At 68.6% G+C, this 24,337-nt stretch carries 24 protein-coding genes; 4 read left to right on the top strand and 20 right to left on the bottom strand.

All coding sequences use genetic code 11. The features are described from left to right. Positions 1 to 115: 115 nt before the first annotated feature. Together ACQ754_RS01910 and thpD are read left to right on the top strand one after the other, a co-directional pair. Positions 116 to 514 (top strand): ectoine synthase, encoded by a 399-nt coding sequence (locus ACQ754_RS01910; protein ID WP_440995291.1) that lies wholly within the window; start codon positions 116 to 118, stop codon positions 512 to 514. Between the two features lie 282 nt (positions 515 to 796). Further along, positions 797 to 1,705, top strand: coding sequence for an ectoine hydroxylase (gene thpD / locus ACQ754_RS01905; RefSeq protein ID WP_440995290.1), 909 nt, complete (start codon positions 797 to 799; stop codon positions 1,703 to 1,705). A 34-nt stretch (positions 1,706 to 1,739) separates the two neighbouring features. Here the strand turns inward: thpD and ACQ754_RS01900 are convergent, their stop codons facing one another. From ACQ754_RS01900 to rraA, 3 genes are read right to left on the bottom strand one after another with little or no spacing between them, the layout of a single operon-like run. Next, the gene (locus ACQ754_RS01900; protein ID WP_440995289.1) at positions 1,740 to 2,138 is read right to left on the bottom strand and encodes an RNA-binding S4 domain-containing protein; all 399 of its coding nucleotides are present in this window, start codon (positions 2,136 to 2,138) and stop codon (positions 1,740 to 1,742) included. Next, positions 2,138 to 2,578 (bottom strand): CBS domain-containing protein, encoded by a 441-nt coding sequence (locus ACQ754_RS01895; RefSeq protein ID WP_440995288.1) that lies wholly within the window; start codon positions 2,576 to 2,578, stop codon positions 2,138 to 2,140. Before ACQ754_RS01895 ends, ACQ754_RS01900 begins: the two co-directional genes overlap by 1 nt. Before the next feature lie 58 nt (positions 2,579 to 2,636). After that, positions 2,637 to 3,116: a ribonuclease E activity regulator RraA gene (rraA, locus tag ACQ754_RS01890; protein WP_440995287.1), complete on the bottom strand. Its 480-nt coding sequence runs from the start codon at positions 3,114 to 3,116 to the stop codon at positions 2,637 to 2,639. 83 nt (positions 3,117 to 3,199) lie between these two features. Here rraA and ACQ754_RS01885 point away from each other — a divergent pair, with 83 nt between their 5' ends. Further along, positions 3,200 to 3,955 carry a UDP-2,3-diacylglucosamine diphosphatase gene (locus ACQ754_RS01885; protein WP_440995286.1) on the top strand — a complete coding sequence of 252 codons (756 nt, stop codon included), beginning with the start codon at positions 3,200 to 3,202 and terminating at the stop codon, positions 3,953 to 3,955. Here ACQ754_RS01885 and ACQ754_RS01880 read toward each other — a convergent pair. The 5 genes from ACQ754_RS01880 to proV form a co-directional block, all read right to left on the bottom strand. After that, positions 3,944 to 6,613 (bottom strand): DUF349 domain-containing protein, encoded by a 2,670-nt coding sequence (locus ACQ754_RS01880; RefSeq protein WP_440995285.1) that lies wholly within the window; start codon positions 6,611 to 6,613, stop codon positions 3,944 to 3,946. The two genes, ACQ754_RS01885 and ACQ754_RS01880, sit on opposite strands and share 12 nt — an antisense overlap. A gap of 19 nt (positions 6,614 to 6,632) precedes the next feature. Continuing rightward, positions 6,633 to 6,908 (bottom strand): Lrp/AsnC family transcriptional regulator, encoded by a 276-nt coding sequence (locus ACQ754_RS01875; protein WP_440995284.1) that lies wholly within the window; start codon positions 6,906 to 6,908, stop codon positions 6,633 to 6,635. A gap of 161 nt (positions 6,909 to 7,069) precedes the next feature. Then, positions 7,070 to 7,951 carry a glycine betaine ABC transporter substrate-binding protein gene (locus ACQ754_RS01870; protein WP_440995283.1) on the bottom strand — a complete coding sequence of 294 codons (882 nt, stop codon included), beginning with the start codon at positions 7,949 to 7,951 and terminating at the stop codon, positions 7,070 to 7,072. An 83-nt stretch (positions 7,952 to 8,034) separates the two neighbouring features. After that, positions 8,035 to 8,877: an ABC transporter permease gene (locus ACQ754_RS01865; protein WP_440995282.1), complete on the bottom strand. Its 843-nt coding sequence runs from the start codon at positions 8,875 to 8,877 to the stop codon at positions 8,035 to 8,037. Positions 8,878 to 8,883: 6 nt separating this feature from the next. Continuing rightward, positions 8,884 to 10,077: a glycine betaine/L-proline ABC transporter ATP-binding protein ProV gene (gene proV, locus ACQ754_RS01860; protein WP_440995281.1), complete on the bottom strand. Its 1,194-nt coding sequence runs from the start codon at positions 10,075 to 10,077 to the stop codon at positions 8,884 to 8,886. A gap of 312 nt (positions 10,078 to 10,389) precedes the next feature. Here proV and rlmKL point away from each other — a divergent pair, with 312 nt between their 5' ends. Further along, entirely contained in the window at positions 10,390 to 12,576 is a 2,187-nt protein-coding gene (gene rlmKL / locus ACQ754_RS01855) for a bifunctional 23S rRNA (guanine(2069)-N(7))-methyltransferase RlmK/23S rRNA (guanine(2445)-N(2))-methyltransferase RlmL (RefSeq protein ID WP_440995280.1), read from the top strand. A gap of 9 nt (positions 12,577 to 12,585) precedes the next feature. Here the strand turns inward: rlmKL and ACQ754_RS01850 are convergent, their stop codons facing one another. From ACQ754_RS01850 to truA, 12 genes are all read right to left on the bottom strand, one after another. After that, positions 12,586 to 13,404, bottom strand: a complete 819-nt coding sequence (locus ACQ754_RS01850) for a ferritin-like domain-containing protein (RefSeq protein ID WP_440995279.1) — start codon at positions 13,402 to 13,404, stop codon at positions 12,586 to 12,588. After that, positions 13,397 to 14,635 carry a glycerate kinase type-2 family protein gene (locus ACQ754_RS01845; RefSeq protein ID WP_440995278.1) on the bottom strand — a complete coding sequence of 413 codons (1,239 nt, stop codon included), beginning with the start codon at positions 14,633 to 14,635 and terminating at the stop codon, positions 13,397 to 13,399. Before ACQ754_RS01845 ends, ACQ754_RS01850 begins: the two co-directional genes overlap by 8 nt. Then, the gene (locus ACQ754_RS01840; RefSeq protein WP_440995277.1) at positions 14,632 to 15,831 is read right to left on the bottom strand and encodes an O-succinylhomoserine sulfhydrylase; all 1,200 of its coding nucleotides are present in this window, start codon (positions 15,829 to 15,831) and stop codon (positions 14,632 to 14,634) included. Before ACQ754_RS01840 ends, ACQ754_RS01845 begins: the two co-directional genes overlap by 4 nt. A gap of 16 nt (positions 15,832 to 15,847) precedes the next feature. Beyond that, entirely contained in the window at positions 15,848 to 17,368 is a 1,521-nt protein-coding gene (gene purF / locus ACQ754_RS01835) for an amidophosphoribosyltransferase (protein ID WP_440995276.1), read from the bottom strand. A gap of 15 nt (positions 17,369 to 17,383) precedes the next feature. Then, a complete protein-coding gene (locus ACQ754_RS01830) occupies positions 17,384 to 17,995 on the bottom strand; it encodes a CvpA family protein (RefSeq protein ID WP_440995275.1) in 612 nt (203 codons plus the stop codon). Next, the gene (locus ACQ754_RS01825) at positions 17,992 to 18,573 is read right to left on the bottom strand and encodes an SPOR domain-containing protein (RefSeq protein WP_440995274.1); all 582 of its coding nucleotides are present in this window, start codon (positions 18,571 to 18,573) and stop codon (positions 17,992 to 17,994) included. The genes ACQ754_RS01830 and ACQ754_RS01825 overlap by 4 nt, the downstream gene beginning before the upstream one ends. 38 nt (positions 18,574 to 18,611) lie before the next feature. Then, entirely contained in the window at positions 18,612 to 19,889 is a 1,278-nt protein-coding gene (locus ACQ754_RS01820; protein ID WP_440995273.1) for a bifunctional folylpolyglutamate synthase/dihydrofolate synthase, read from the bottom strand. A gap of 3 nt (positions 19,890 to 19,892) precedes the next feature. After that, positions 19,893 to 20,783, bottom strand: a complete 891-nt coding sequence (accD, locus tag ACQ754_RS01815) for an acetyl-CoA carboxylase, carboxyltransferase subunit beta (protein WP_440995272.1) — start codon at positions 20,781 to 20,783, stop codon at positions 19,893 to 19,895. 13 nt (positions 20,784 to 20,796) lie between these two features. Next, positions 20,797 to 21,618: a tryptophan synthase subunit alpha gene (gene trpA / locus ACQ754_RS01810; RefSeq protein WP_440995271.1), complete on the bottom strand. Its 822-nt coding sequence runs from the start codon at positions 21,616 to 21,618 to the stop codon at positions 20,797 to 20,799. Then, positions 21,615 to 22,847, bottom strand: coding sequence for a tryptophan synthase subunit beta (trpB, locus tag ACQ754_RS01805; RefSeq protein ID WP_440995270.1), 1,233 nt, complete (start codon positions 22,845 to 22,847; stop codon positions 21,615 to 21,617). The genes trpA and trpB overlap by 4 nt, the downstream gene beginning before the upstream one ends. Then, on the bottom strand, positions 22,831 to 23,460 hold the full coding sequence (locus ACQ754_RS01800; protein ID WP_440995269.1) for a phosphoribosylanthranilate isomerase: 630 nt from the start codon (positions 23,458 to 23,460) through the stop codon (positions 22,831 to 22,833). The genes trpB and ACQ754_RS01800 overlap by 17 nt, the downstream gene beginning before the upstream one ends. 86 nt (positions 23,461 to 23,546) lie before the next feature. After that, on the bottom strand, positions 23,547 to 24,326 hold the full coding sequence (gene truA / locus ACQ754_RS01795) for a tRNA pseudouridine(38-40) synthase TruA (RefSeq protein WP_440995268.1): 780 nt from the start codon (positions 24,324 to 24,326) through the stop codon (positions 23,547 to 23,549). Between the last annotated feature and the right edge of the window lie 11 nt (positions 24,327 to 24,337).

The following is a 24,337-nucleotide window of genomic DNA, read 5'->3' as shown; positions in this document are numbered from 1 at the left end:
CTCAATAATTTACGCACCGTTGCATTCGGTCGAACGAACCGGGCCTCTGCGAGGTCCGGCCGAGAGGGGCGGCAATCACCGCCCCTTTCTCTTTGGAGTTACGGGAGAGAGATCGATGAAGATCGTCAGACTGCAGGACATCGTGGGCACCGAGCGGGAAGTCGAGGGACCTGGCGGCTGGGTCAGCCGGCGGCTGCTGCTCAAGAAGGACGGTATGGGGTTCTCGTTCCACGAGACCATCATCCCGGCGGGCAGCGAGTTCACCTTTTGGTACAAGCATCACCTGGAGGCGGTGTACTGCGTCGCCGGCAACGGCTCCATCGAAGACCTGGCCACCGGTGAGGTCCATGAGATCTACGACGGCGTGCTCTATGCGCTGGACAAGCATGATCGCCACATCCTGCGGGGTGGCACCGAGGACATGCGGTTGATCTGCGGGTTCAATCCGCCGGTCACCGGCCGCGAGGTCCATGATGAGGACGGCGCGTATACCCTCGTCACCGACGACGACTGACGGCAGCCGGGGATCCCGTGCCCGGGTTGACCTCCCCGGGCACAGCCCTTAGCTTATTCAGCGGGTGCCGGGGCCCTCCCCGGCCCTCCGGCACCCGGCCTCAGGCCACTCCAAGCACGCCTGACTTTCCGGTGGTCCGCCATCGGTGCCCCGCATGGGCGTGCCTACAATTTGTATCGACAATTCGGGCCAAGTCGCCTGGGGCGACAATCAATACGGCAACCACTCCCTGGGCGCTTGGCGGGCGTTAACCGTGAAGCTCTGACTCAGGGAGGTGTGTCTATGCTCAATAGCAAGGACCTGTACCCCACCCGCACGGAACATCGTCTGGAGACCATCCCGCGGTTGGATCCGGTGATCCACACCGACGGTGACCGGCGCTGGGAAGGGCCCCTCAGCGAGGCCGACGTCGAGGCCTTCGAGCGCGACGGTTACCTGTTCTTCGAGGGGTTCTTCTCGCCGGAGGAAGTGGCCTCCTTCCGCGAGGAGCTCCGCCGGCTCGAGGCGACCCCGGAGCTGCGCGACTGGGAGGGCATGATCCGCGAGCCCGAGAGTGATGAGGTGCGCTCGGTATTCCAGATCCACAAGCCATCCGTCTCGGCGCACTTCCGTGGCCTCGCCCGGGATCCGCGCCTCCTCGATCGGGTGCGTCAGCTGCTCGCCAGCGACGTCTACATCCACCAGTCCCGGATCAACTACAAGCCGGGTTTCCGGGGCAAGGGCTTCAACTGGCACTCGGACTTCGAGACCTGGCACGCCGAGGACGGCATGCCGCGGATGCGTGCGGTGAGCTGCTCGATCATCCTCACCGACAACCACGCATTCAACGGGCCGCTGATGCTCATCCCTGGCTCGCACAAGGATTTCGTCCCCTGCGTCGGCGCCACGCCGGAGGACCACTACAAGAGCTCACTGAAGGCCCAGGAGTTCGGGGTGCCGGACGAGGATGCCCTTCGGCGCCTGGCTGGCGAACGCGGGATCGACGCCGCCACCGGGCCGGCCGGCTCACTGCTGATCTTCGAGTGCAATGTCCTCCATGCCTCGAACGCGAACATGTCGCCGGACCCGCGGAGCAATGTCTTCTTCGTCTACAACAGCGTGCGCAATACGCCGCAGGCGCCGTTTGCGGCGCGCCGTCCACGTCCGGCCTTCCTCGCCGAGCGCGAGGATTTCACGCCCCTGCGCCGATGACACCGCGTGGCGGGCGGTCCGGCGCCGCCCGCCGTCAACCCCGGCCCCGTTTGAACCGGGCGAGCTCGCGACGGTCACGCCGGTCAGGCCGGTGATCCACCCGGGGTATGGCCGCCTCCGCGGCACGCCGTTCCTGTCGGATCGCCTCCCGCCTTTCAACGCTCTCGGCGGTTTCGGTATACAGCGCCTGGGCCTGCGACGCCGGCCCCCGCTGTCCGGAGACCCCCTCCACCACCACCTCGAAGGCATAGGCCCCCTTGGTCACGTGCACGGTCTGGCCGGCATGCACCTCACGGGCCGGCTTCGCCCGCTGGCCATCCACCTCCACCTTGCCACCCTTGATGGCCTCAGTAGCGAGTCGCCGGGTCTTGAAGAAGCGCGCCGCCCAAAGCCACTTGTCCAGGCGCACCCCCTCGCCACCATTGGCGCTCATCAGTAGCTGCCGGCAATATAGCTGGTGAGCTCCCGGATCTCGCTCTCCCGATCCGCCACCACCGCCGCGGTGAGGTCACGGATGGAGATCATGCCGTGCAGGCGATCCCCGTCCATGACCGGGAGATGGCGGCAGTTGTGCTTGTCCACGAGGGCCAGGGCATCCTCGATAGGGGTCTGCGGGGGGATCACGAAGACCTTTCGTGTCATCACCTCTTCGACAGGGGTGGCGTCGTAATCGAGGCGTTGCTCGATGACCCGGCGCAGGACGTCCCGCTCGGTGAAGATGCCGAGCAGCTGCTGATCGCCATCGAGCACCAGAACCGCGCCGATATTGTGCTGGTTCATCAATCGCACCGCCTCACCCACCGACGCCTGAGGCCCCAGGGCATGCAGTTGGGCGGGCCTGCCGCGGAGTATGGTTTCAACCGGACGACGCATGGGGTTCCCTCCAGCGCAGTAATGGGCGGATTTCCAGTGTATAGCCCCCCGGGGAGGTCTAGTCGAGGGCCTCGTCGGCCACCACCACCCCGTCCTCGTCGGCGTAGAGCCAGTCCCCCGGCGCGATGGTGACACCGGCGAAGGTCACCGGCACGTCCCGTTCCCCTTCGCCGCGCTTTTCACTGCGCCGTGGATGCACGTTGAGGGCCTTGACCCCGATGTCGAGCTCGCGGATTTCCCCGGAATCTCGGATACAGCCGTAGACAACGACGCCGCTCCAACCATTGTCTCGGGCGAGCGCGGCGAGGTTATCACCGACCAGGGCGCAGCGCAGCGAGCCACCACCGTCAACCACCAGCACGCGGCCGTCTCCGTTCTCGGCGAGGGTCTCACGGACCAGTGAGTTATCCTCGAAGGCCTTGACGGTGACCACGGGCCCGGAGAAACTCCGCCGACCGCCGTAATCCATGAAGATCGGCGTGAGTATGCGCAGCCGCTCCTCGTGGGCGTCGCAGAGATCGGTGGTAGGGGTCGTCATCGAGCACGCTCCAAGTTTTCCGCCGCAGCTGCCAAATTACCCAGCAGCGCGGGACGAGACAAGGGAAGAGTACCGAGGTATCCATGTCGCCGACGGGCCACGACAGTCACGCCGCCCCACTACTGTTCATCTCCGACCTCCATCTCGACCCGCAGCGGCCGGCCATCATTCGGCTGTTCGCGGAGTTCCTTGCCACCGAGGCAACGACAGCGGGGGCGCTGTACATCCTCGGCGATCTCTTCGAGGCCTGGATCGGGGATGACGCCATCTCCGGAGACGAGCCGCCCCTGCGCGCCCTGTACGGCCTCACCCGCCGCGGCGTCCCGGTTCGGGTGATGCGCGGCAACCGGGACTTCCTCCTCGGGGAACGCTTCGCCGAGCTCACCGGCGTCGAGCTGCTCCCCGATCCCAGCGTCATCCGTATCGACGGCGTGCCGGTGGCCCTCGCCCACGGTGATGCCTTGTGCACCGACGACCACGACTACCAGCGCTTCCGGGCGATGGTACGAGACCCCGCCTGGCAAGACGAATTCCTGGCCCGTCCCCTGGCGGAGCGCGAGGCCTACGCCCGCCAGGCCCGTGAGCAGAGTAGCGCACGCAACGAGCGGCTCGATGACACCCTCATGGACGTCAATCCGCAGGCGGTGGCGGCACTGATGCGCGAACAGGGCGTGAGCACACTCATCCATGGCCATACCCATCGCCCGGCGATACACCGCCTGGAGTTGGACGGTCATCCGGCGGAGCGTATCGTCCTCGGTGACTGGTACGATCAAGGCAGCGTGCTGCGCTGGCACCGCGGCGCGCACCGGCTCAGCAGCCTGCCCCTAGGGGACTGAGCGCAGCGCCGCCTCGGCGGCACGGCGGAAACGCTCCGCCAGGGCCGGGTCGGTCGCCGGCCGGGCATACCAGCGTGCGAGCAGCGACCACAACCCCTGGTCCTCCGGGGTCTCACCGCCGAGGCCGTTGGCGAGGCGTTCCACCTGTAGCTCCATCCGGCGGGGGCGCTCTGGCTCCGGGGATTCGACCCCGGCCAGGATCTCCATACGCAGACAAAGATCCCGTTGGGTGGACACGTCGTGGACCGGGGTCGCGTCGGCGCCACGGGCACGCACCGCATCCCGCAACGGCGCCGGGAGATCCTCCGGGGCATCGCCCGGTGCGTCCGCGGCAAGCGCCGCCTCCACGCGGGCGAGCACGGCGAGGCGACGGCGTGCGTGCAGCTCGTCGCGAACCGCCTTCCGGGCGCCCTCGTAACGCCGGGCCACCTCCTGGCCGGCCCGCCCCGCGGGCAGCGTAAGTGCCTCCCAGCGCGATTCCAGAGTGCTCAGGGCGGTCCCCAGATCAGCTGGATCGTCGCTTTCTCCAGAGGCTGCCGACCCCAGGCGCTCGAGCTCGGCGAGGACGCCCCGGGCCTCGGCGAGGCCGTCATCCGCGGCCTTTCTCCGTTCGGCACGCGCCCGGTCGCGGGCCTCGAAGATCCGGTCACAGGCGCCACGAAACTCCCGCCAGAGCCGGCGTTCGGGCCCGGTGCCCGTCGCTTCCGTGGCCTTCCAGCGCCGCTGCAGGGCCTTTGCGGACTCCGCCGCCTCCTCCGGGTCGTCATGCTCCGTGAGCGCCCGCGCCTCCGCCACCAGCTGGCGACGCGCCTCGTACAGCCGCTGCCGGCGCTCGTCGATATGGGCGGAGAGCTGGTCCATAAGCGCTTCGAAGCGGCGGCTCACATCCCGGATCTCCCGGTCCTTGACGGGCACGAGACCCTGCCAATCGCGGCGGGCCGTGCGGCGGATGCGTACCAGCTCCGGCAGCGCCACTGTGCTGAGGTCGGTCCCTTCCAGGAAACCGCCCAGCTGCGCCACCAACCGCTCGCGCTCCTCCGCATTGTGCCGGCATTGACGCTCCCGCGACTCCAGCCACTCCGCGCAACTCCCACGCGCCTTCTCCGCCGCCGTGCGGAAGCGCTGCCAGAGCGCTCGACTCTCCGCGGAATCGGAGCCCCCGGTCTGGCGCCACTCCGCGAACAGTTCCCGGACGCGGCTCAGGCGTGCCTCCGCGGTCAGCCCATCCCCTTCGCCGAGGCCTTCCATGCGCTCACAAAGCGCTTCCTGTTTAGGAAGCACGGCGAAGCGACGCCAATCGCTGAGCTCCGCCAGCCCGGCACGTGCTCGTGCCAGCCGCCGCTCCCGCTCCGGGTCCAGCGAGCCCGGAACCGCAGACACGATATTGTTGATTCCGCGCAACTCGCGCCGTGCCCGCCGCAGCGTGCCGGAATCCAGCGCCTCCTCCACCCGTGTGAGGGCAGCGTCCAGCCGATCCAGCAGGTCCCGTCGATCCTCGTCACCCTCGCGGGCACCCGCCGCATCGGCCTCCCGATGGCGTGCCAGCGCCTCGCGGAGCCGTTCCACCGGGGCGGGAACGGGCAGCGTGGACGGCCAATCCAGCCGCTCCTCCAGCTCTGAGAGGGCGTGTAACTCGTCCTCTACGGTCGCGATGGGCTCCACTAGCGCCAGGTAGCGCCGTCCCGCCTCCAGCCACAGACGCGCCCGCTGCTCGGGGGTATCGTCCCCATGCTCCTGGAGAGAGCGTTCGAGCCGGTTGATCAGCACCACCGTCGGCTCCTCGGCCCGCTCCAGCTCCGAAACCACGGCGGCGGGCGTTTCCGCGGCCGCCGGGCCATCGGGCGCCTGCTCATTGTTTCCTGCGGGGGCCGTCCGCATCCGGACCTGGGTCTCCCCCGAGGCCTCCCAGGCGCGACGAAAGCGCTCCTCCAACGCGGCGTCACCGCAGTCGCCGAGGGCCTCACGCCGATTGCCGATCCGTTGGCGCTCGGCCTCCGCCACCGCGGCCCGCCCGCCGGGATCGTCAACCAGGGCCTCCAGGCGCTCGCAGAGCCCGATGAGCTCCTGGCGGGTTTGCCATCGCTGCTGCCGGCCTTCCTCGATCTGCTGCAGCCGCTCACGGGCGAGCCTGGCGATTCGGCGATCGAGACCGCGCCCGCGCTCAGCGATATCCCGTAGCAACGACTCGTCCCCCACCCGCTCCAGGGCGTCCTGGCGCAGTCGGGCCACCGGGTCATGGAGGGCCGCCTCCGCCAGCACCCCGGCATCATCGACCCGGGCCAGCGCCGCCCGACGCAGCGACTCCTCGCGCGCGCCACGCGCCACCTGCGCGAGGACCATGGCGTCCTGGCAGGCCTCGATGGCCGCCTCCCGGTCACCGATGGGGAGCTCGTCACCGCCGGTGAGCAGGTGACCGTAGCGGGCGCGTGCACATTCGCGCACCGGCGCCTCGGGATCGTCCTCCAACACCCGGGCCAACAGGCCGAGATCCCACAGGCGGCGAACCGCGGCGACCCGCACCCCGGCGCTGGGATCCTCCCGCGCCAGGCGCTCCAGGGTCGCCGCGTCGGCGCGCGCATCCAGTTTCGCCACGGAACGCCGGCGCACCGCCTCATCGCGGTGCCGCCAGCCGGGTTGCCTGAGCCGTTCGAACAACATGCGCCTCGACCCCCGTTTACTACAGGCCGATGCTGAACATGCTCTCCAGGTCGTGGCGACTCTGGGCCCGGAAGGCGATCAGTGTCTCGGTCTCCTCGATATCGGTCAGTGTCTGCATCCGCTCGGTGACCAACTCGGCCAGGGCCTCGTTACTCGGCACACGGATGATGACCACCAGATCATAACGCCCACCGACCGAATAGACCTCGGATATCCCCTCGATATCGGCCAGCTCGCCGGCGACCTCATTGACCCGCCCGCGGGCCGCGTTGAGCAGTACGATCGCTGTAACCATGACCCGACTCTCCTTTGCCCGTCGTGGGCGCCATGAATGCCGGCATTCTACTGCCCGCCCCAGCCTGGCGCCTACCGTGCGCTACAAAAAAAACCCCGCCGGGGGCGGGGTTTTTTTACCGACCAGCGCCTAGGCCGGTCCCGGTCGTTCGACGCTGCGCCTTAGTCGAGCTCGCCGGTGACCCAATACTCGACTCGGGCCGGATTATCCTCGATGTACTGCGCCACGGCGTCCTCGTAGGAGCCCTCCTGGGCGTTGAACATCGCCGCCTCAAGGTCGGCGAGCGGCAACTGCATGCGGGACAGCGTCATCGCCACCTCCGGGTTCTCCTGGTAGAAGCCCACGTTGGCGAACGCATGGATGCGCTCATAGCTGCCGAGGGTGCCCTCCGGATCCTCCAGATAGCGCAGATCATAGGCACCGAACATCCAGTGCGGGCTCCAGGCGGTGACCACGATCCACTCGTCGCGGTTGATGGCGCGGTCCAAGGCCGCCGTCATGCCGGCACCGCTGGAGGACTGGAGGTCATAGTCCAGGCCATACTCCTCGATGGTTTCATTGGACAGGCGCATCAGGCCGGCGCCCGGGTCGATACCCGTGATGGTGCCGTCGAGGTTCTCGCGAACGCTGTCCTTCTTGAGGTCCTCGATGGAGCTGACCTCCTCCTCGGGGATGTAGTCCGGTACCGCCCAGCCCAGCCGGGCATAGCCGTAGAGCAGCCCCAAGTTGACCGCCTTGACGCCGTCGCTGTTGACCTGATCGAGGTAGTCGGAGTGGGTGCCGGGCTGCCAGGACATGAGCATTACATCGATGTCGCCCTCGGCCACACCCTGGTACTGCGGGGCGATATCCGTCTGCACCAGCTCCACGTCCCGGCCGAGGCGATTCTCGATCACATTGGCGGCGAGCTTGGTGACGAACTCCGCATCGGACCAGGCGGTCCAGCCGATACGCACCGGATCATCGGATTGGGCCTGGGCGCCGGTGGCAAGGCCGAGGCCCAGTACGGTGGTTGCGAGGAACTTCGAGGTCTTACCGAGCATGTTTGCTCTCCTCTTCTGCTGTCATTGTTACTGCGTTGTTTGGCGGGACGGCGCTGCAACGCATTTCCCGCCACGATGGGTGATCATTTCCGGCCCTGACCGAAGCTCTGGGTGATGCGATCGAGCAGGATGGCGAGGATCACTACGCCCAGCCCCCCCTCGAAACCGAGCCCGACGTTCAGTCGCTGGATGCCGGTGAGCACGGTATTGCCGAGCCCCCCTGCACCAATCATGGAGGCGATGACCACCATGGACAAGGCCAGCATGATGGTTTGGTTGATGCCCGCCATGATCGAGGGCTTGGCCAGCGGGATCTGCACCTTCAGGAGCAGCTGTCGATCCGTACAGCCGAAGGCGAGCCCGGCCTCCACCTTCTCCTTGCTGACCTGGCGGATGCCCAGGTTGGTCAGGCGTACCACCGGCGGCATGGCGAAGATCACCGTGGCGATGGTCCCGGGTACCGTGCCGAGGCCGAAGAAGATCGCCGCCGGGATCAGGTAGACAAAGGCCGGCATGGTCTGCATGAAATCGAGCACCGGCCGGATGATCTGCTCGACGATATCGCTCCTCGCCATGGCGATCCCAAGGGGAATCCCGATGACCAGGGCCACCAGGCTTGAGGCCAGCACCAGGGACAGCGTCTGCACGGTCTCGCGCCAGAGATCCATGCCCAGGATGATCAGCATCGCCACAAGGGCGAACACGCCGAAACGCCAGCCCACGCGCCAGAAGGAGAAGGCGACGATGACAAGCGCCAGCAGCTCGGGGGGGACGAACATCAGGATGTCTTCCAAACCGTTGGCCAGGAAGCCGATCACCCCCGCGATGCCGTCCAGCACGCCGGCCAGGTTGTCTTGGATCCAGTCGACGCCCGCCTCGACGTAATCGCCGATCGGCAGGCTGAAGTCTTCCGCAAACAGTGCCATGTCCGTTTACCCCGTCCGGTCGAGGGTTTGCAGGAGGGCGGTCTTGGAGATGCTGCCCACGAACACGCCGTTTTCATCCACCACCGGCACCGGCCAGCGGCTGGCGGCCACCTTGCCGAGCACCTCGTGCAGGGGCGTGTCGTCCCCGACCGCCTCGACCTCCTGCAGGTAGGCATCGGCGTACTTCGGCTCGCCATCGTGCTCGAGCTGGGCCTTGAGGGAGTCCAGGCTGACCGTGCCCTGGTACTTGTGCTCCGGGCTGATCACCACGGCGAACTCCCGCTCGTGCTGGCGGAGCCGATCCAGGGCGGCACGAACGCTCACCCCTGGGCGCTCGAACACCGTCACTTGCTTGCGGGTGGCGATATCGCCGGCGGTAAATACCTGGCTCACGTCGACGCCGTAGAAGAACGAACGCACGTAGTCATTCGCTGGATTGGAGACGATCTCCTCCGGCGTGCCCACCTGCACCACGGCGCCACCCTGCATGATGGCGATACGGTCGCCGATGCGCATGGCCTCGTCCAGGTCGTGGGAGATGAAGACCACCGTCCGCTTGCTGTGCTGCTGCAGCGCCAGCAGCTCGTCCTGCATCTCCGTGCGGATCAGCGGGTCCAACGCCGAGAAGGCCTCGTCCATAAGCATTATGGACCCGCCGATCGCCAGCGCACGCGCCAAGCCGACGCGCTGCTGCATGCCACCGGAGAGCTCATCGGGATAGCTGTTGGCGTTGGCCTTCAGGCCCACCTGCTCGAGCGCCTTCATGGCCTTCTCCTCGCGCTCGGCGCGCTCCACCCCAGCCACCTCCAGGCCGAAGGCGGCGTTCTGGAGCACCGTGCGGTGCGGCATCAGCGCGAAGGACTGGAACACCATGCTCATGTCGTGGCGGCGCAGGTTGATGAGATCCGCCTTCTTCATGGCGGTCACATCTTGGCCGTCGACATAGACCTTACCGGCGGTGGGCTCAATGAGGCGGTTGAGCATCCGGACCATGGTGGACTTGCCGGAACCCGACAGCCCCATGATGACGAAGATCTCGCCCTCCTGGATGGAGAAGCTTGCCTCCTGAACCCCGACGGTATTGCCGGTCTTCTCGAAGATCTCATCCTTGTCGAGGCCCTGGTCCAGCAGGCGTAACCCTTCCTCCGGATCAGGGCCGAAGACCTTGTAGAGATCCTCGACCACTATCTTGTCGGTCATGCGGTCTGTCGCCCTTTGTCTGTCTTCGGATTCATTGTAGGCGAGTCAGCACACAAAGATGCCGGCGGCACTGCACTCCAATCATCCAACATAGCCCCGTCGTTGCGTGCTGCCCCTCAACGCAATAGACGTTATCAATTAAACTATCGCCCAAATTCAGGCTAACCAATTTCCTGCCCTGATGCCAACCACCGGAGGCCGGCGGCGAGCGACGCGACGGGCGTCCCGTGTACCGAGTAGTCGCCCCACGGGCATCCGTCAACCCGCAAAGCCGGGCCCGCCGGTCTCGGAACAGAAGATGCCGCGAATTCGATGACGAAAAGAGATGATATCCCCTTTTTTGCCACTGTTCCCGTCCAACTCGAGGAGTTGCTCACCAGCGAGCTCAGCGCCCTGGGGGCGCACGAGCCACGGCCGACCCGAGCGGGGGTGGCATGGCACGGCGATGCGGAGACGGCGCAGCGGGTACTGCTTTGGTCCCGGCTGGCCTCACGGCTATTGGCGACGATCGGCGAGGGCCCGGCGCCCAACGCCGATGCGCTGTTCGAGTCATTGCGCGCGCTGCCCTGGGAGCGTCACCTGCCCACGGGGATCCCCTTCGCGGTGGATTTCGTCGGCCACAACGCAGTGCTCCGGGACAGCCGCTACAGCGCGCGCCTGAGTAAAGATGCCATTCGCGCGCGGTTCACCGATCTTGGACTACCACCCCCCGAGGCGCGGCCAGCCGAGCCGGAAATCCGCTGCAATATCCGCCTGGCGGCGCAACGGGCCACCGCTTCGGTGGACCTCTCCGGCACCAGCCTGCACCGACGGGGCTACCGAAGCAGTGCCCGGGATGCGCCGCTTAAGGAGAACCTGGCCGCGGCCCTGCTGCTTCGTGCGGGGTGGCCGGCGATCGCGGCGGAGGGTGGCACGTTCCTGGATCCGTTCTGCGGTTCCGGCACACTCGCCATCGAGGCGGCGCTAATGGCAGCCGATATCGCCCCGGGCCTGATTCGACGGGAGGGGCCCGCGCTAAGCCACTGGCTTGGCTTCGACGCGGAGGCACAAGAGCGCCTGTTGACACAGGCGCGGCAACGGGCACGAACGGGCCGGGATTCGGCGCCCCGACTGCTCGCCTCGGATAGCGATCCCGCCGCCGTCGCCATCGCCCGCGCCAATGCGGCCCGTGCCGGGGTCTCCGAGCTCATCGATTTCAGGGTGCAGGCCTGGGAGGGGCGCGACCGACCGCCACCGCAGCCGCCGGGCCTGATGGTGACCAACCCTCCATGGGGGTGGCGGCTCGAGACCAACCGGCCCATCGAAGGCCTGTACATGGACATCGGTGATCGGGCCCGCCGCATCCTGCCCGGATGGCGAGTGGCGGTCTTTACCGGCGACGCCCGGCTGCTGTCCGCGCTCGGGCTCCGCGCGGAGCGGATCTATCGCCTGCACAACGGGCGGCTGCCGGCACGCCTGGGCATCTACGCCATCGCCGCGGACGCCCGCCCGCGCGAAGAGGCGCCCCCCGCGGCACCGCCGCAGGCCTTGGTCAACCGCCTGCACAAGAACCTCCGGCACCGCAGGCGATGGGCGCGGCGGGAGGACCTTGGGGCCTATCGGGTCTATGATGCCGATTTGCCCGAGTACGCCTTCGCCATCGATCTCTACGAAGATAATGAAGACAGCGATCGACGTTACGTCCACATCGCCGAGTATGCACCCCCCGAAGAGATCAATCCGCGCCGTGCGGCGCGCCGTCGCGAGCAGGCACTGGCCGCCGTCCGCGAGGTCTTCGAGGTGCCGGCGGAGGCGGTCATCCTGAAGACCCGTCGCCGCCGGCGCGGTACTAGCCAGTACGGTCGCCAGGGCGCCGAGCCGATCTCGCTGGTGGTCCGTGAAGGCGCGGCCCAGCTGCGCGTAGAGCTCGGTGAGCGCCTGGACACCGGGATATTCCTCGATCACCGGCCCCTGCGCCGGCGGATCGCCGCGGAGGCCGGCGGACGACGCTTCCTCAACCTCTTCTGCTATACCGGCACGGCGACGGTCCACGCTGCGCTGGCGGGGGCGCGCACCACCAGTATTGACCTCTCGCGGCCCTACCTGCGCTGGCTGGCGGATAACCTGCAGCTCAACGGCATCGACCCCGCCGGCCACCGGATCATCCGGGCCGACTGCCGTCAGTGGCTCATCGAGACGCGGCAGAAGGGCCGGCAGTACGATATCGTCCTCTTGGATCCGCCCTCGGTGTCCCGATCCCGGGACGGCGCCGGGGAATTGGACATCCAGCGCGATCATCCGGCACTGATCGATGCCGCCTACCGGCTCCTCGCCCCGGGTGGAGTCCTCTATTTCTCCACCAACCGCCGGCGCTTCCAATTCCATCCGGAACGCCTTGAGGTGCCAGGAGGGCGAATCCGCGAGATCACCGGGCAGACAGTCCCTGCGGACTATCGACGCCAGGTACCCCCGCACCGCTGCTGGCGCATCAGCGCGCCCGCTGCAGCGGAGCGCGAATAGGCCGGTGGCTCACGCCCCCGCCCCGTCCAGCGCACGCAGGGCAGCCATCTCCGCCTCGGTGAAACCGGCGCGGTGGCGGGCGTCCGCATTGAAGGGCCCCTTGATGCGGCCGCTCATGTAACGCCGCAGCAGCTCGGGGAAGACACGGGCGGGTTGCAACCCGCGACGAGCGCAGGCCCAGGCGAACCAGCGCGAGCCGATGGCGACATGGGCCACCTCCTCGTCGAGGATAACCCGCAGCACCCGGACGGAGGCGTCATCCCCGGCCTGTTCCAGCCGTCGAATCATGCCCGGCGTGACATCCAGGCCGCGCGCCTCCAGGACGCGGGGCACCAGGGCCATGCGGACGAGGACGTCGCTCGCGGTCTTCTCCGCCATTTCCCAGAGGCCGTTGTGGGCGGGGAAATCCCCGTAGGCGTAACCCAGCTCCGCGAGGCGGGTGCCGAGCATGCGGAAATGACGGGCCTCATCCTCGGCCACGCGGAGCCAGTCACCGTAGTAGGACATCGGCATGCCCCGGAAACGGTACGCCGCGTCCAAGGCCAGGTTGATGGCGTTGAACTCGATGTGGGCGATGGCGTGGAGCAGTGCCGCGCGGCCCGCCTCGCTGCCCAGCCGCCGCCGCGGTACCCGCGAGGGTGCGACCAGCTCCGGGCGATCGGGGCGACCCGGTGGCCCCACCGGCCGGGGCGGCGGATCCGGCGGCGGCATGGCAAGGGCACCGGCGCACCAGTCCGCCCGCAGGGCCACCGCGCCCTCCGCCTTGAGCTCCGGATCGCACTCGTCCAAGCACGCCTCCAGGCGAGCGAGGATACCCCCGTCAACCATCGCCGCCGCCCCGCCAGCCGATCACCAGATCCATGACGTTGGTCCCCGTGGGCCCGGTACGGAGTAGGTCACCGCTGCGGCCGAGAAAGCGGCCGGCATCGGCCACGGCCAGGGCCGTGGCGGCGTCACCCCCGGCATGGGCGCCGCGGGCCAGTGTGCCCCCGTCGACCACGGCACCGGCCGCCTCCCCCGGCCCATCGGCACCGTCGGTACCCGCGGCCAGCAGCGCCACATCGCCGCGTCCGGACAGTCGGCGGGCGGCGGACAACGCCAGGGCCTGCATGCGCCCACCTTCGCCGGGATACGGCGGCAGCGTCACGGTGGGTTCCCCGCCCCAGACATGAATCCCCGGTGCGGCGTCCATGAGGGTAGCCGCGAGCCGACGTCCCAGGGCCATCGCGTCGCCGGCCAGCGGCTCCGCGTCATGGGCATGGATGGGGAATCCCCTCGCGGCCGCCTCCCCTAACACCGCCCGCCGGGCGTCGGCATTGCACGCCACGATGTGGGTCTCGATCCCCGCAAGGGACGGATCATCGGGGGTCGGCGGCGGCTCCGCCTCCGCGACCAGACCGCGATAGCGCCCCGGCAACGGCCCATCGGCGGTGGCGGGGGCGGCCGCCAGCGGTGCCGATCCGATCACGGCCGGGTCGTCGCCGGGGACATCGGAGATGATCAGCTGACAGGCGCGCCGTCCCCGCAACCGCCGTCCCAGCCGCCCCGCCTTGATACGGGAGACGCGCTTGCGAACCCGATTGACGGCATCGATGGCCAGGCCGTCGGCGAGCAGCCGCCGGTTCAACTCGGCGAGGGCATCGGCGTCGCCGCCAGGCCCCAGGTCCTCCATCAGCGCCGAGGCACCACCGGAGACCAGCACGAGGAAACGCGCGTCGGCAGGGGCGTCGTCGACAAAGCGTATCGCCGCACGGCCCGCCTCCAGGCTGCGCTGGTCGGGATAGGGATGGGAGCCGATCAGACAGTGAAACCCCGGCGCTCGTGCCAGCTGCGGGTCCTCACTGCCGGTGCGGGTAATCACCAGCCCCCCGACGAGGCGCTCCCCGAGCACCGCCCTTGCGCCGCGGGTCATCGCTGGAGCGGCCTTGCCCACCGCCAGCAGCCACCATGACCCGGGCAGGGGGTTCGCCTGCAGCCATCGGCGCACGGCGGCCTCCCCGTCCACGGCGTCCAGGGCCGCCCGGTGGAGGGCCACCAGGGTGTCCCGCGCCTGGTTCATCGGATGGCCAGCGACGACAGCCCCCGGTCCAGGTCCGCCTGGATATCCGCCACATCCTCCAGGCCCACGGAGACCCGGAGCAACCCCTCGCCGATGCCGGCGGCGCGGCGCTGGGCCTCAGTGTTGCGCCCGTGGGTGGTGGTCGCCGGGTGGGTAATGGTGCTCCGCGTATCCCCCAGGTTGGCGGTAATGGACAGGAGCTGCGTGCGGTCCACTACCTCCCAGGCGGCCTCGCGCCCACCGGCGACATCGAAGGAAACAATGCCGCCGAAACCGCTTTGCTGGCGTCGCGCCAGCTCGTGCTGGGGATGGTCCGGGAGCCCCGGGTAATAGACCCACGCCACCGCGGGATGCCCCGCGAGCCATTCCGCCAGCCGCCCGGCCGCCTCACAGTGGCCGCGCATGCGCACCCCCAGCGTCTCCAGCCCCTTGAGGAATACCCAGGCGTTGAAGGGGCTCATGGAGGGCCCGGCGTTGCGCAGGAAGCCGTGCACCCGCCGCCCCACCCGTTCGCCGTCCCCCACCACCGCGCCGCCGACGCAGCGCCCCTGGCCGTCCAGGTACTTGGTGGCCGAATGGACCACCAGGTCCGCCCCCAGGTCCAGGGGCCGTTGCAGTACCGGCGTGCAGAAGCAGTTGTCCACTACCAGCAGGGCCCCGGCGGCACGGGCGATCTCCGCCATCCGGGGGATATCGGCGAGCTCCATGAGGGGATTGGACGGCGTCTCCAGCAGCAGCATACGCGTGTTCGGCCGCACCGCCGCCTGCCACGCCTCATAGTCGGAGAGCCCCACGAAGGTGGTCTCGATGCCGAAGCGGCTCATATGATTGACGAGCAGAGAAACCGTGGAGCCGAACAGGCTCTCCGAGGCGATGATATGGTCACCGCCGTCCAGTAGGGCCATGATGGTCGACAGGATCGCCGACATCCCCGACGCCGTGGCCACGCTGCACTCGCCCCCCTCCATGGCCGCGAGTCGCTGCTCGAAGGTGCGCACGGTGGGGTTGGTGAACCGCGAGTAGATATTGCCGGGCTCGCGCTCGGCGAAACGCGCTGCCGCCTCCGCAGCGCTGGAGAACACGAAGCTGGAGGTGGCATAGATTGCCTCCGCGTGCTCCTGCTCCCCACCCCGCGCATGGCCGGCCCGCACGCCCAGGGTGGCCGGGCCCCAGCTGTCGCTGTCGTATCCGCTCATCATCCCCCCTGGCGGCTCAGTCCGCGTTGCCGAACACCCGCTCCAAGTCGGCCGCGCCCCCCGCGCCTTCCGCCTGGGCCTTGGCCTCGTCGGAACGGCTGCGCTCCAGGGACGCCAGATAGTCCTCGGTGACGTCGTCGGTGACGTAGCGACCATCGAAGCAGGAGCAATCGAAATCCGTGAGCCGCGGATTGCCCTCACGCACCGCGGCGACGAGGTCCTCCAGGTCCTGGTAGATCACCCGGTCGGCGCCGATGACCTCCGCGATCTCCGTCGCGTGACGCTCGTGGGCGAGCAGCTCGCTGGCCGCCGGCATGTCGATGCCGTAGACATTGGGATAACGCACCGGTGGCGCGGCCGAGGCGAAGTACACCTTGCGGGCGCCGATCTCCCGGGCCATCTGGATGATCTGTTGGCTCGTGGTACCGCGCACCACTGAGTCGTCGACCAGCAGGACATTCTTGCCGTGGAACTCCAGCTCGATGGGGTTGAGCTTCTGGCGCACCGATTTCTGGCGCACCGCCTGGCCCGGCATGATGAAGGTCCGTCCGATATAGCGGTTCTTGATGAACCCTTCCCGATAGGTCACGCCGAGCTCGTAGGCCATGTCCAGGGCCGCGGTACGGCTGGTATCCGGCACCGGTATGATCACGTCGATATCGTGCTCCGGCCACTCCCGGAGGATCTTCCGAGCTAGCCGCCGGCCCATGCGCAACCGGGACTTGTAGACCGAGACATCGTCGATGATGGAGTCCGGACGCGCGAGATAGACGTATTCGAAGATGCACGGCGAGAGCCTGGGATTGTCCGCACACTGCCGACTGTGCAGCCGCCCCTCCAGGTCGATGAACACCGCCTCGCCCGGTGCCACGTCGCGCACCCGCTCGAAGCCGAGCACGCTGAGGGCCACACTCTCCGAGGCGATCATGTACTCGGTGCCCCCCTCGGTCTCCCGCTGGCCGAAGCAGAGGGGGCGGATGCCGTAGGGGTCGCGAAACCCGAGCACGCCATGCCCGTTGACCATGGCCACCGCGGCGAACCCCCCGCGACAGCGGCGCTGGATCCCGGCCACCGCGTCGAAGAGATCATCGGGCGCGATACGGAGCTTGCGCCGCTCACCGAGCTCGTGGGCGAAGACGTTGAGCAGGATCTCAGAGTCCGAGTTGGTATTGATGTGGCGCAGGTCCTGGAGGTAGAGCTCGCGCTTGATCTCCTCGGCATTGGTCAGGTTGCCGTTGTGCGCCAGACTGATGCCGTAGGGGGAGTTCACGTAAAACGGCTGCGCCTCCGCGGAGCTGGAGCAGCCGGCGGTCGGGTAGCGCACGTGGCCGATGCCCACGTTGCCGGTGAGCTCACGCATGTGCCGGGTCCGGAAGACGTCCCGTACCAGCCCGTTGCTCTTGCGCAGGAACAGCTGACCGCGGTCGTAGGTCATGATGCCCGCAGCATCCTGGCCCCGGTGCTGGAGCACGGTCAGCCCGTCATACAGTGCCTGGTTGACCGGTCCGCAGCCGACCATGCCGATCACGCCGCACATCGTTGCATACCTCCACTAATCGGAAAGCGTCTCCCGGGGATCCCGCTCCGCCGCCGCGGCCCCGCCGGTCTCATCAAAACGACCGCAGAACTCGTCCCAATGGTTGTCGATCCTCCCTGACCCATCGTCGCCGAAGCCGTGGGGAAGATAGCCGCGGAGCGCCACGAGCGGTTCCTCGATACCGGCACCGCAGAGCTGGGGACCCACCCAGGTCGCGACCGCCGAGGACCGCCACCATGACTCCCTCGGCACGGCGGTAAAGGCCGCCGCCACTACCACTGCGACAATGATCAGGCCGCCCCGGGCGGCCCCGAAGAGCATGCCCAGGGCGCGGTCGGTGCCCGTGAGGCCGGTACCGGTAACCAGACGCACCGCCAGGAAACCCACCAACGCACCCACCAGCAGGGTGCCGACGAATAGACCGGCGAATGCCGCCACGAGCCGAGCCGTGGGTGAAGCCACCCAGGGCGCGAGCCACTCCGCCACCACTGCCCCGTAACGGACGGCGATCCAGGCGGCGGCCACCCAGGTAACCACCGACAGGAGCTCCCGGACGAACCCGCGCACCAGACCGATGACGACCGATACCGCCGCCACGGCCAGGAACGCGCCGTCCAGCCAGTTCACCCGCCCCCCTGAACCCCGACCACCAACACCGAGAGGTCGTGCTCGTCGGCGAGCCGCCCCGCCAGTGCCTCCGCGGCCTCGCGGGAGGGCACTGGGCCCACCCGGACCCGGTGCACGGTGCCCGCCTCCGCGTCGGCGGCCTCCACGTAGACCTCCAGCCCGGCCTCACGGAGCCGGTCGCGCAAGGCAACGGCATTGGCGGATTCGCGAAAGCCGCCCACCTGCACCGCGTAGTTATCCCCGCCGTCCACGCCCTCGACCGGGTCCGGTACCGGTGCCGCGCTGCCAGGCTCCGTGGACGGGACATCCCCCGCCTCCTCCGGTTCTCCGGTGCTAGTGCCGCTCTCCGGCTCCGGCTCCGGCACCAGCTCCTCTTCCGCGCCCGGATCCGGCTGCTGCGCAAATCCGGCCTCCGGGGGCTCCACCTCGGCCCGGGGGGCCGGGGACTCCGGCACCTCCATGGGCATGTCGATGCGCCGATCCTCGACGGGACCCTCCAATAACATGGGGAGGAAGATCACCACCAAGGCGACAATAATCGTTGCCCCCGCGAGGCGATGCTTGAGTCGGGTATCCACGCGATCCCCCGCTGTGAAGCCTGCCGGTCTGCCGTCGCCTATGGTAGCAGCCCTGCATGGGCCCGGAGCACCTCTTCCGCCACCCGGAAGGAGCCGAACGCCACCACGCGGTCACCGGCAAGGCTGAGACGGTCCACCTCCTCCATCAGCGTCGAAGCGGGTGCGCAGGCGCCGATACGCGCGCCCGCGGCGCCCAGCAAGGCGCGGAGGTCGTCCACCTGCCGTGCGTCCGGATCATCGAGCTCCAGCAGATGCCAGATGTCCACCACGTCCCGGAGCGCCGCGACGACACCGCCGGCATCCTTGCGCGCCATAATGGCGAAGACGGCATGCACCCGTCCCGGATGCTCTGCAGCGCCCCGCCGTAACCGCTCCGCCAGCATGCGTGCGCTGTCCAGGTTATGGGCGACGTCCACGATCCACGGTACCCGGCGGCCGAGGGACTGGAAGCGCGCCGGGGCCACGGCTCCGTCAAGGGCCCGGGCCACCGCGGCAGCGTCCCCCGGCAGTCCCTGCCCGAGCCGGCGCAGGGCCGCCACCGCCGCCGCGGGATTCGCCAGCAAGGCCGTCGGCAGGTCGGCGGGCGCCGGCAGGGCCGGCAGGCGCACGTCGGCATCCGCGTAAGCCCAGCCGCCGCCCGCTTCCCGCTCTACGCAGAAGGCCTCACCGACGCCGTGGAACGGGCAGGTCAGGGCGTGGGCGGCCTCGCGCACGCTCGCCGGCGGATCCGGATCGGCGCAGACCAGGGGGATCCCGTGACGCAGGATCCCCGCCTTCTCCCGCCCTATGGCCTCGCGGTCCGGGCCCAGCCACTCGGTGTGATCGAGGCCGATGTGGGTGATCACCGCCACGTCCGGCGCCACGACATTGGTCGCGTCCAGCCGCCCGCCGAGGCCCACCTCCAGTACCCAGAGGTCGCAGGCGCTGTGGCGAAAGCACCACAGGGCGGCGAGGGTGCCGAACTCGAAGTAGCTCAGGGTGATACCGCCACGGGCACAATCGATGGCGTCAAAGGCCTCGAGGAGCAGGTCGTCGGATACGGGCTCACCGGCCACCGAGATCCGCTCGTTGTATTCGAGCACATGGGGCGAGGTATAGGCACCCACCCGTAGCCCTGCCGCGTTCGCGAGTGCCACCAGGGCGGCCACGGTGCTGCCCTTTCCGTTGGTCCCCGCCACAGTGATCACCGGGACCTCGGGCCGCTCAAGCTCCATCCTCGCAGCCACCGCAGCGATCCGTTCGAGTCCAGGGTCAATGGCCCGGGGATGCAGGGTCTCCAGCCATGCCAGCCAGTCCTCGACGCGCCAAAAGCGCAAGGCTCAGCTCTCGGTGAGGCGCCGCAACTCCGGCGGCGGCTGGTGGGTCAGCATGGCAATGAGCCCGGCGAGCCGCTCCCGCATCTCCCGCCGGTCGATGAGCATATCCACCGTTCCGTGCTCGAGAAGGAATTCGGAACGCTGAAACCCCTCCGGCAGGGTCTCACGTACTGTCTGCTCGATGACGCGCGGGCCGGCGAAGCCGATCAGGGCGTGGGGCTCGGCGATGTTGATATCGCCGAGCATCGCGAGGCTCGCGGATACCCCGCCGGTGGTCGGGTCGGTGAGCACCGAGAGGAACGGCACTCCCTCCTCGCGCAGGCGTGCCAACGCGGCACTGGTCTTCGCCATCTGCATCAGCGAGAACAGCGCCTCCTGCATCCGCGCACCGCCGCTGGCGGTGAAGCACACCAGGGCGCTGCCCTCGCCACGCGCCACTTCGGCAGCGCGTGCAAAGCGCTCCCCCACCACCGAGCCCATGGACCCGCCCATGAAGGCGAACTCGAAGGCACAGGCCACCACCGGAAGGCCGTGGACCCGGCCGTGCATCGCGACCAGGGCGTCCTTCTCGCCGGTGGATTTCTGGGCCTGCGCCAAGCGATCCTTGTACTTCTTGCTGTCACGGAAACGCAGGATATCGGTGGGCTGCACCTCCGCGGCGATCTCCGCGCCGGTATTGTCGTCGAGGAACCACTCCAGCCGCTGGCGGGCATCGATCCGCATGTGGTGGCCGCACTTGGGACAGACTTCGAGGTTGCGCTCCAGCTCGGGCCGATAGAGGACCGCAGTGCACTCCTCGCACTTGGTCCAGAGCCCTTCGGGCACACTGCGGCTGCGATTGCTCCCGGCCTCCGTGCGGATCCGGGATGGCATCAGCTTCTCAAACCAGCTCATGATCTCCCTCCGCTCACGCCGGGGCGGGCGCCGGCGCATCCAAGGCGCCCCGCATCTCCCGCACCAGCGCCGCCACGGCCTCCCGACCCGCATCCGGGTCGCCGGCGTATTCGCCGATGAGGCCCACCAGGGCGCTGCCTACCACCACGGCGTCCGCCACGGCACCCACGCGGGCCGCGGTGGCGGCGTCACGGATCCCGAAACCCACCCCTACCGGCAGTTCGGTGCGCCCTCGGATGGCCTCCACGTGATGGGCGACGTCAGCGACGTCCAGGCTGCCGGCGCCGGTCACACCCTTGAGGGAGACGTAGTAGACATAGCCCCGCGCCACATCGCAGATGGCGGAAACACGCTCGGGCCGAGTCGTGGGGGCGATCAGCCAGATCGGGTCCAGACCCTCGGCAGTGAGCGCGGAGACCAAGTCATGGCTCTCCTCCGGCGGCAGGTCCACGCACAGGACCCCATCCACCCCCGCGGCCCGCGCCTCAGCGGCGAAGCGCTCGTAGCCGAGCTGCTCGATGGGGTTGAGGTAGCCCATCAACACCACCGGGGTCTCGGCGTCGCCCTCGCGGAACTCCCGCACCATGGCGAGGACGTCCCGGACCGAGGTCCCGTGCACCAGCGCCCGCTCGCAGGCCGCCTGGATGACGGGACCATCAGCCATGGGATCGGAGAACGGCATGCCGATCTCGATGAGGTCCGCGCCGGCCCCGGCGAGCGCGTGCATGGTCGCCGCGGTCTGCGCCGGCGCCGGATCCCCACCGGTGATATAGGGGATGAGCAGCGTCCGCCCCTCACGGCGGGCCTGAGCAAAGCGATCGTCGATACGGTTCATAGCTCCATACCCTGCAGCGCGGCCACGGTGTTGATGTCCTTATCACCACGACCCGAGAGACTGACGACAATGTGGCGGTCCGTGGCCATTCCCGCTGCCATCCGCCGCGCATGGGCGAGTGCGTGGGCGGTCTCTAGGGCAGGCATGATGCCCTCGATGCGGGTAAGCTCGTGAAACGCCTCCAGGGCCTCGTCATCGGTGGCGGCGACGTAATCCACCCGGCCGATATCCCGCAGCCAGGCATGCTCCGGGCCGACACCCGGGTAATCGAGACCCGCCGATACCGAGTGGGTGCCCAGGATCTGCCCTTCCTCGCTCTCCATGAGATAGGTCCGGTTACCATGGAGCACACCCGGCCGGCCCGCCGCCAGCGGTGCCGCGTGGCGGCCGCTGGCGAGCCCCTCCCCGCCGGCCTCCACACCGACGATGCGGACCCCGGAATCGGCGAGGAACGGATGGAACAGGCCGATGGCGTTGGAACCCCCGCCGACGCAGGCCACCAGGGCATCCGGCAGCCGTCCGAGCCGCTCCTGCGCCTGCTCCCGTGCCTCCCGCCCGATCACCGACTGGAAGTCTCGGACGATCAACGGGTAAGGATGCGGTCCGGCCACGGTGCCAATGATGTAGAAGGTATCGTCCACGTTCGCGGCCCAGTCGCGGAAGGCCTCGTTGAGGGCGTCCTTGAGGGTCCGGGATCCGGACTCCACCGGGACCACGCGGGCACCGAGCAGGCGCATGCGATAGACGTTCACCGACTGGCGGCGCACGTCCTCGGCACCCATATAGACCACGCATTCCAATCCCAGGCGGGCCGCCACCGTCGCGGTGGCCACGCCATGCTGTCCCGCCCCCGTCTCGGCGACGATGCGGGTCTTGCCGAGCCGGGCCGCCAGCAGCGCCTGGCCCATGGTGTTGTTGATCTTGTGGGCACCGGTGTGGTTGAGGTCCTCGCGCTTGAGCCAGATCTGGGCACCGCCGATGCCCTCGCTCCAGCGCTGGGCGTGATACAGCGGTGTGGGCCGCCCCACGTAGTCACGCAGATCCTCGGCGAGCTCGCGCTGGAACTGCGGGTCATCCCGGTAACGGGCATAGGCCTCGGCGAGCGCCTCCAGCGGCGCCATGAGCAGCTCCGGGACGAACCGCCCCCCGAAGCGGCCGAAGTGACCGCCCGCATCCGGGAAGCGAGAATAGTCGGTATCGGCCGCGTGGGCCTCAGTGATCTCGGACACGCTCGACCTCTCTGATAAACGTCTCAATACGCCGGGAATCCTTGATACCCGGCGCGCTCTCAACGCCGGAGCTCACATCCACCGCCCACGGTCGGGTACGCCGTACGGCCTCCGCCACATTCCCCGGCGCCAACCCCCCGGCGAGTATCAGCGGCGCGTCCACGTCCCGGGGGAAACGGGCCCAGTCGAAGGCGGCACCCGTGCCGCCCGCCTGCCCCAGGCCGTGGCTGTCGAGCAGGAACCCCGTCGCCCGCGGATGTGCGGAAACCTGTTCCGCCGGAGGCGGCGCGCCCTCGCCCATCGCCAGGACCTTCAGATAACGGCGGCCGAAGGCCTCGCAAAAGGAAGCGGACTCGCGACCGTGGAATTGGAGCACATCCACCGGCACGGCATCCAGCACCGTCCGCACCTCATCGGCATCCGCATCCAGGAACAGCGCCACCACGTCGACGAAGGGGGGTGTCACCGCAGAGATCCGACGAGCCTGCTCCACGCTCACCAGGCGGCGACTGCGGGGATAGAAGACCAGTCCGATGGCATCGCTCCCGGCGTGGGCCGCGGCGCGCGCGTCCACCTCCCGGGTGATGCCGCAAACCTTGATGCGTGTACGCAATGGAATGCCGTAATCCCGCAATCGGATGGAATACCCGTGGAATCCAGAGCACGGGCGAAGGCCCTATCGTACGCCTCGGTGTACGCTCAGGCAAAAACCGGGATGCGGCCATGCTCCGGGAGCCCGTGGGTCGCAGGGTAGCGGACACCCACCAGATAGAGCCCTCCGGCGGGGGCGGTCACGCCGGCCCGGGTACGGTCCCGGCCCTCCAGCACCGCCCCGGCCCACTCCGGGGGACGGTCACCGGCACCGATGGCCATCAGGACCCCGGCGATATTGCGCACCATGTGGTGCAAAAAGGCGTTCGCCTCAATGTCGAGATGGATCCAGGTGCCGTCGCCGCTGACACTGAGCTCGTGGACGGTGCGTATCGGATGCCGGGCCTGGCAGGCGACGGCCCGAAAGGCGGAGAAATCGTGCTCACCGAGCAGATGCGTGGCTGCCGTCTGCATCGGGGCGACAGACAGGGGACGCCAGGTCCAAGCCACGCGATGGCGCTGCAGTACCGGGCGCACCGGATGGGAGTGGATCACATAGCGATAACGCCGGGCCACTGCGGAGAACCGTGCGTGGAAGCCTTCGCCCACCGGGCGCATCCAGCGCACCCCGACGGTTTCCGGAAGGTTGGAATTCACGCCCCGGACCCAGGCCCGCTCCGGACGCCAGCGGGGCACATCCGCATGCACCACCTGCTGGGTCGCATGCACCCCCGCATCCGTGCGCCCCGCCGCCACCACTTCCACGGGTGCATCGGCGATGCGACCCAGTGCCCGCTCGAGGGCTGCCTGCACGGAGGGGGCATGGTGCTGGCGCTGCCAGCCACTGAATGCGCTGCCGTCGTACTCGATACCCAGTGCGATACGCACACGCCCCTCGC

This window comes from Arhodomonas sp. SL1, from assembly GCF_052060015.1.
Classification (GTDB): domain Bacteria; phylum Pseudomonadota; class Gammaproteobacteria; order Nitrococcales; family Nitrococcaceae; genus Arhodomonas.
Note: the sequence above shows the minus strand (reverse complement) of the source record. Positions and strands in the feature narration are given on the sequence as shown.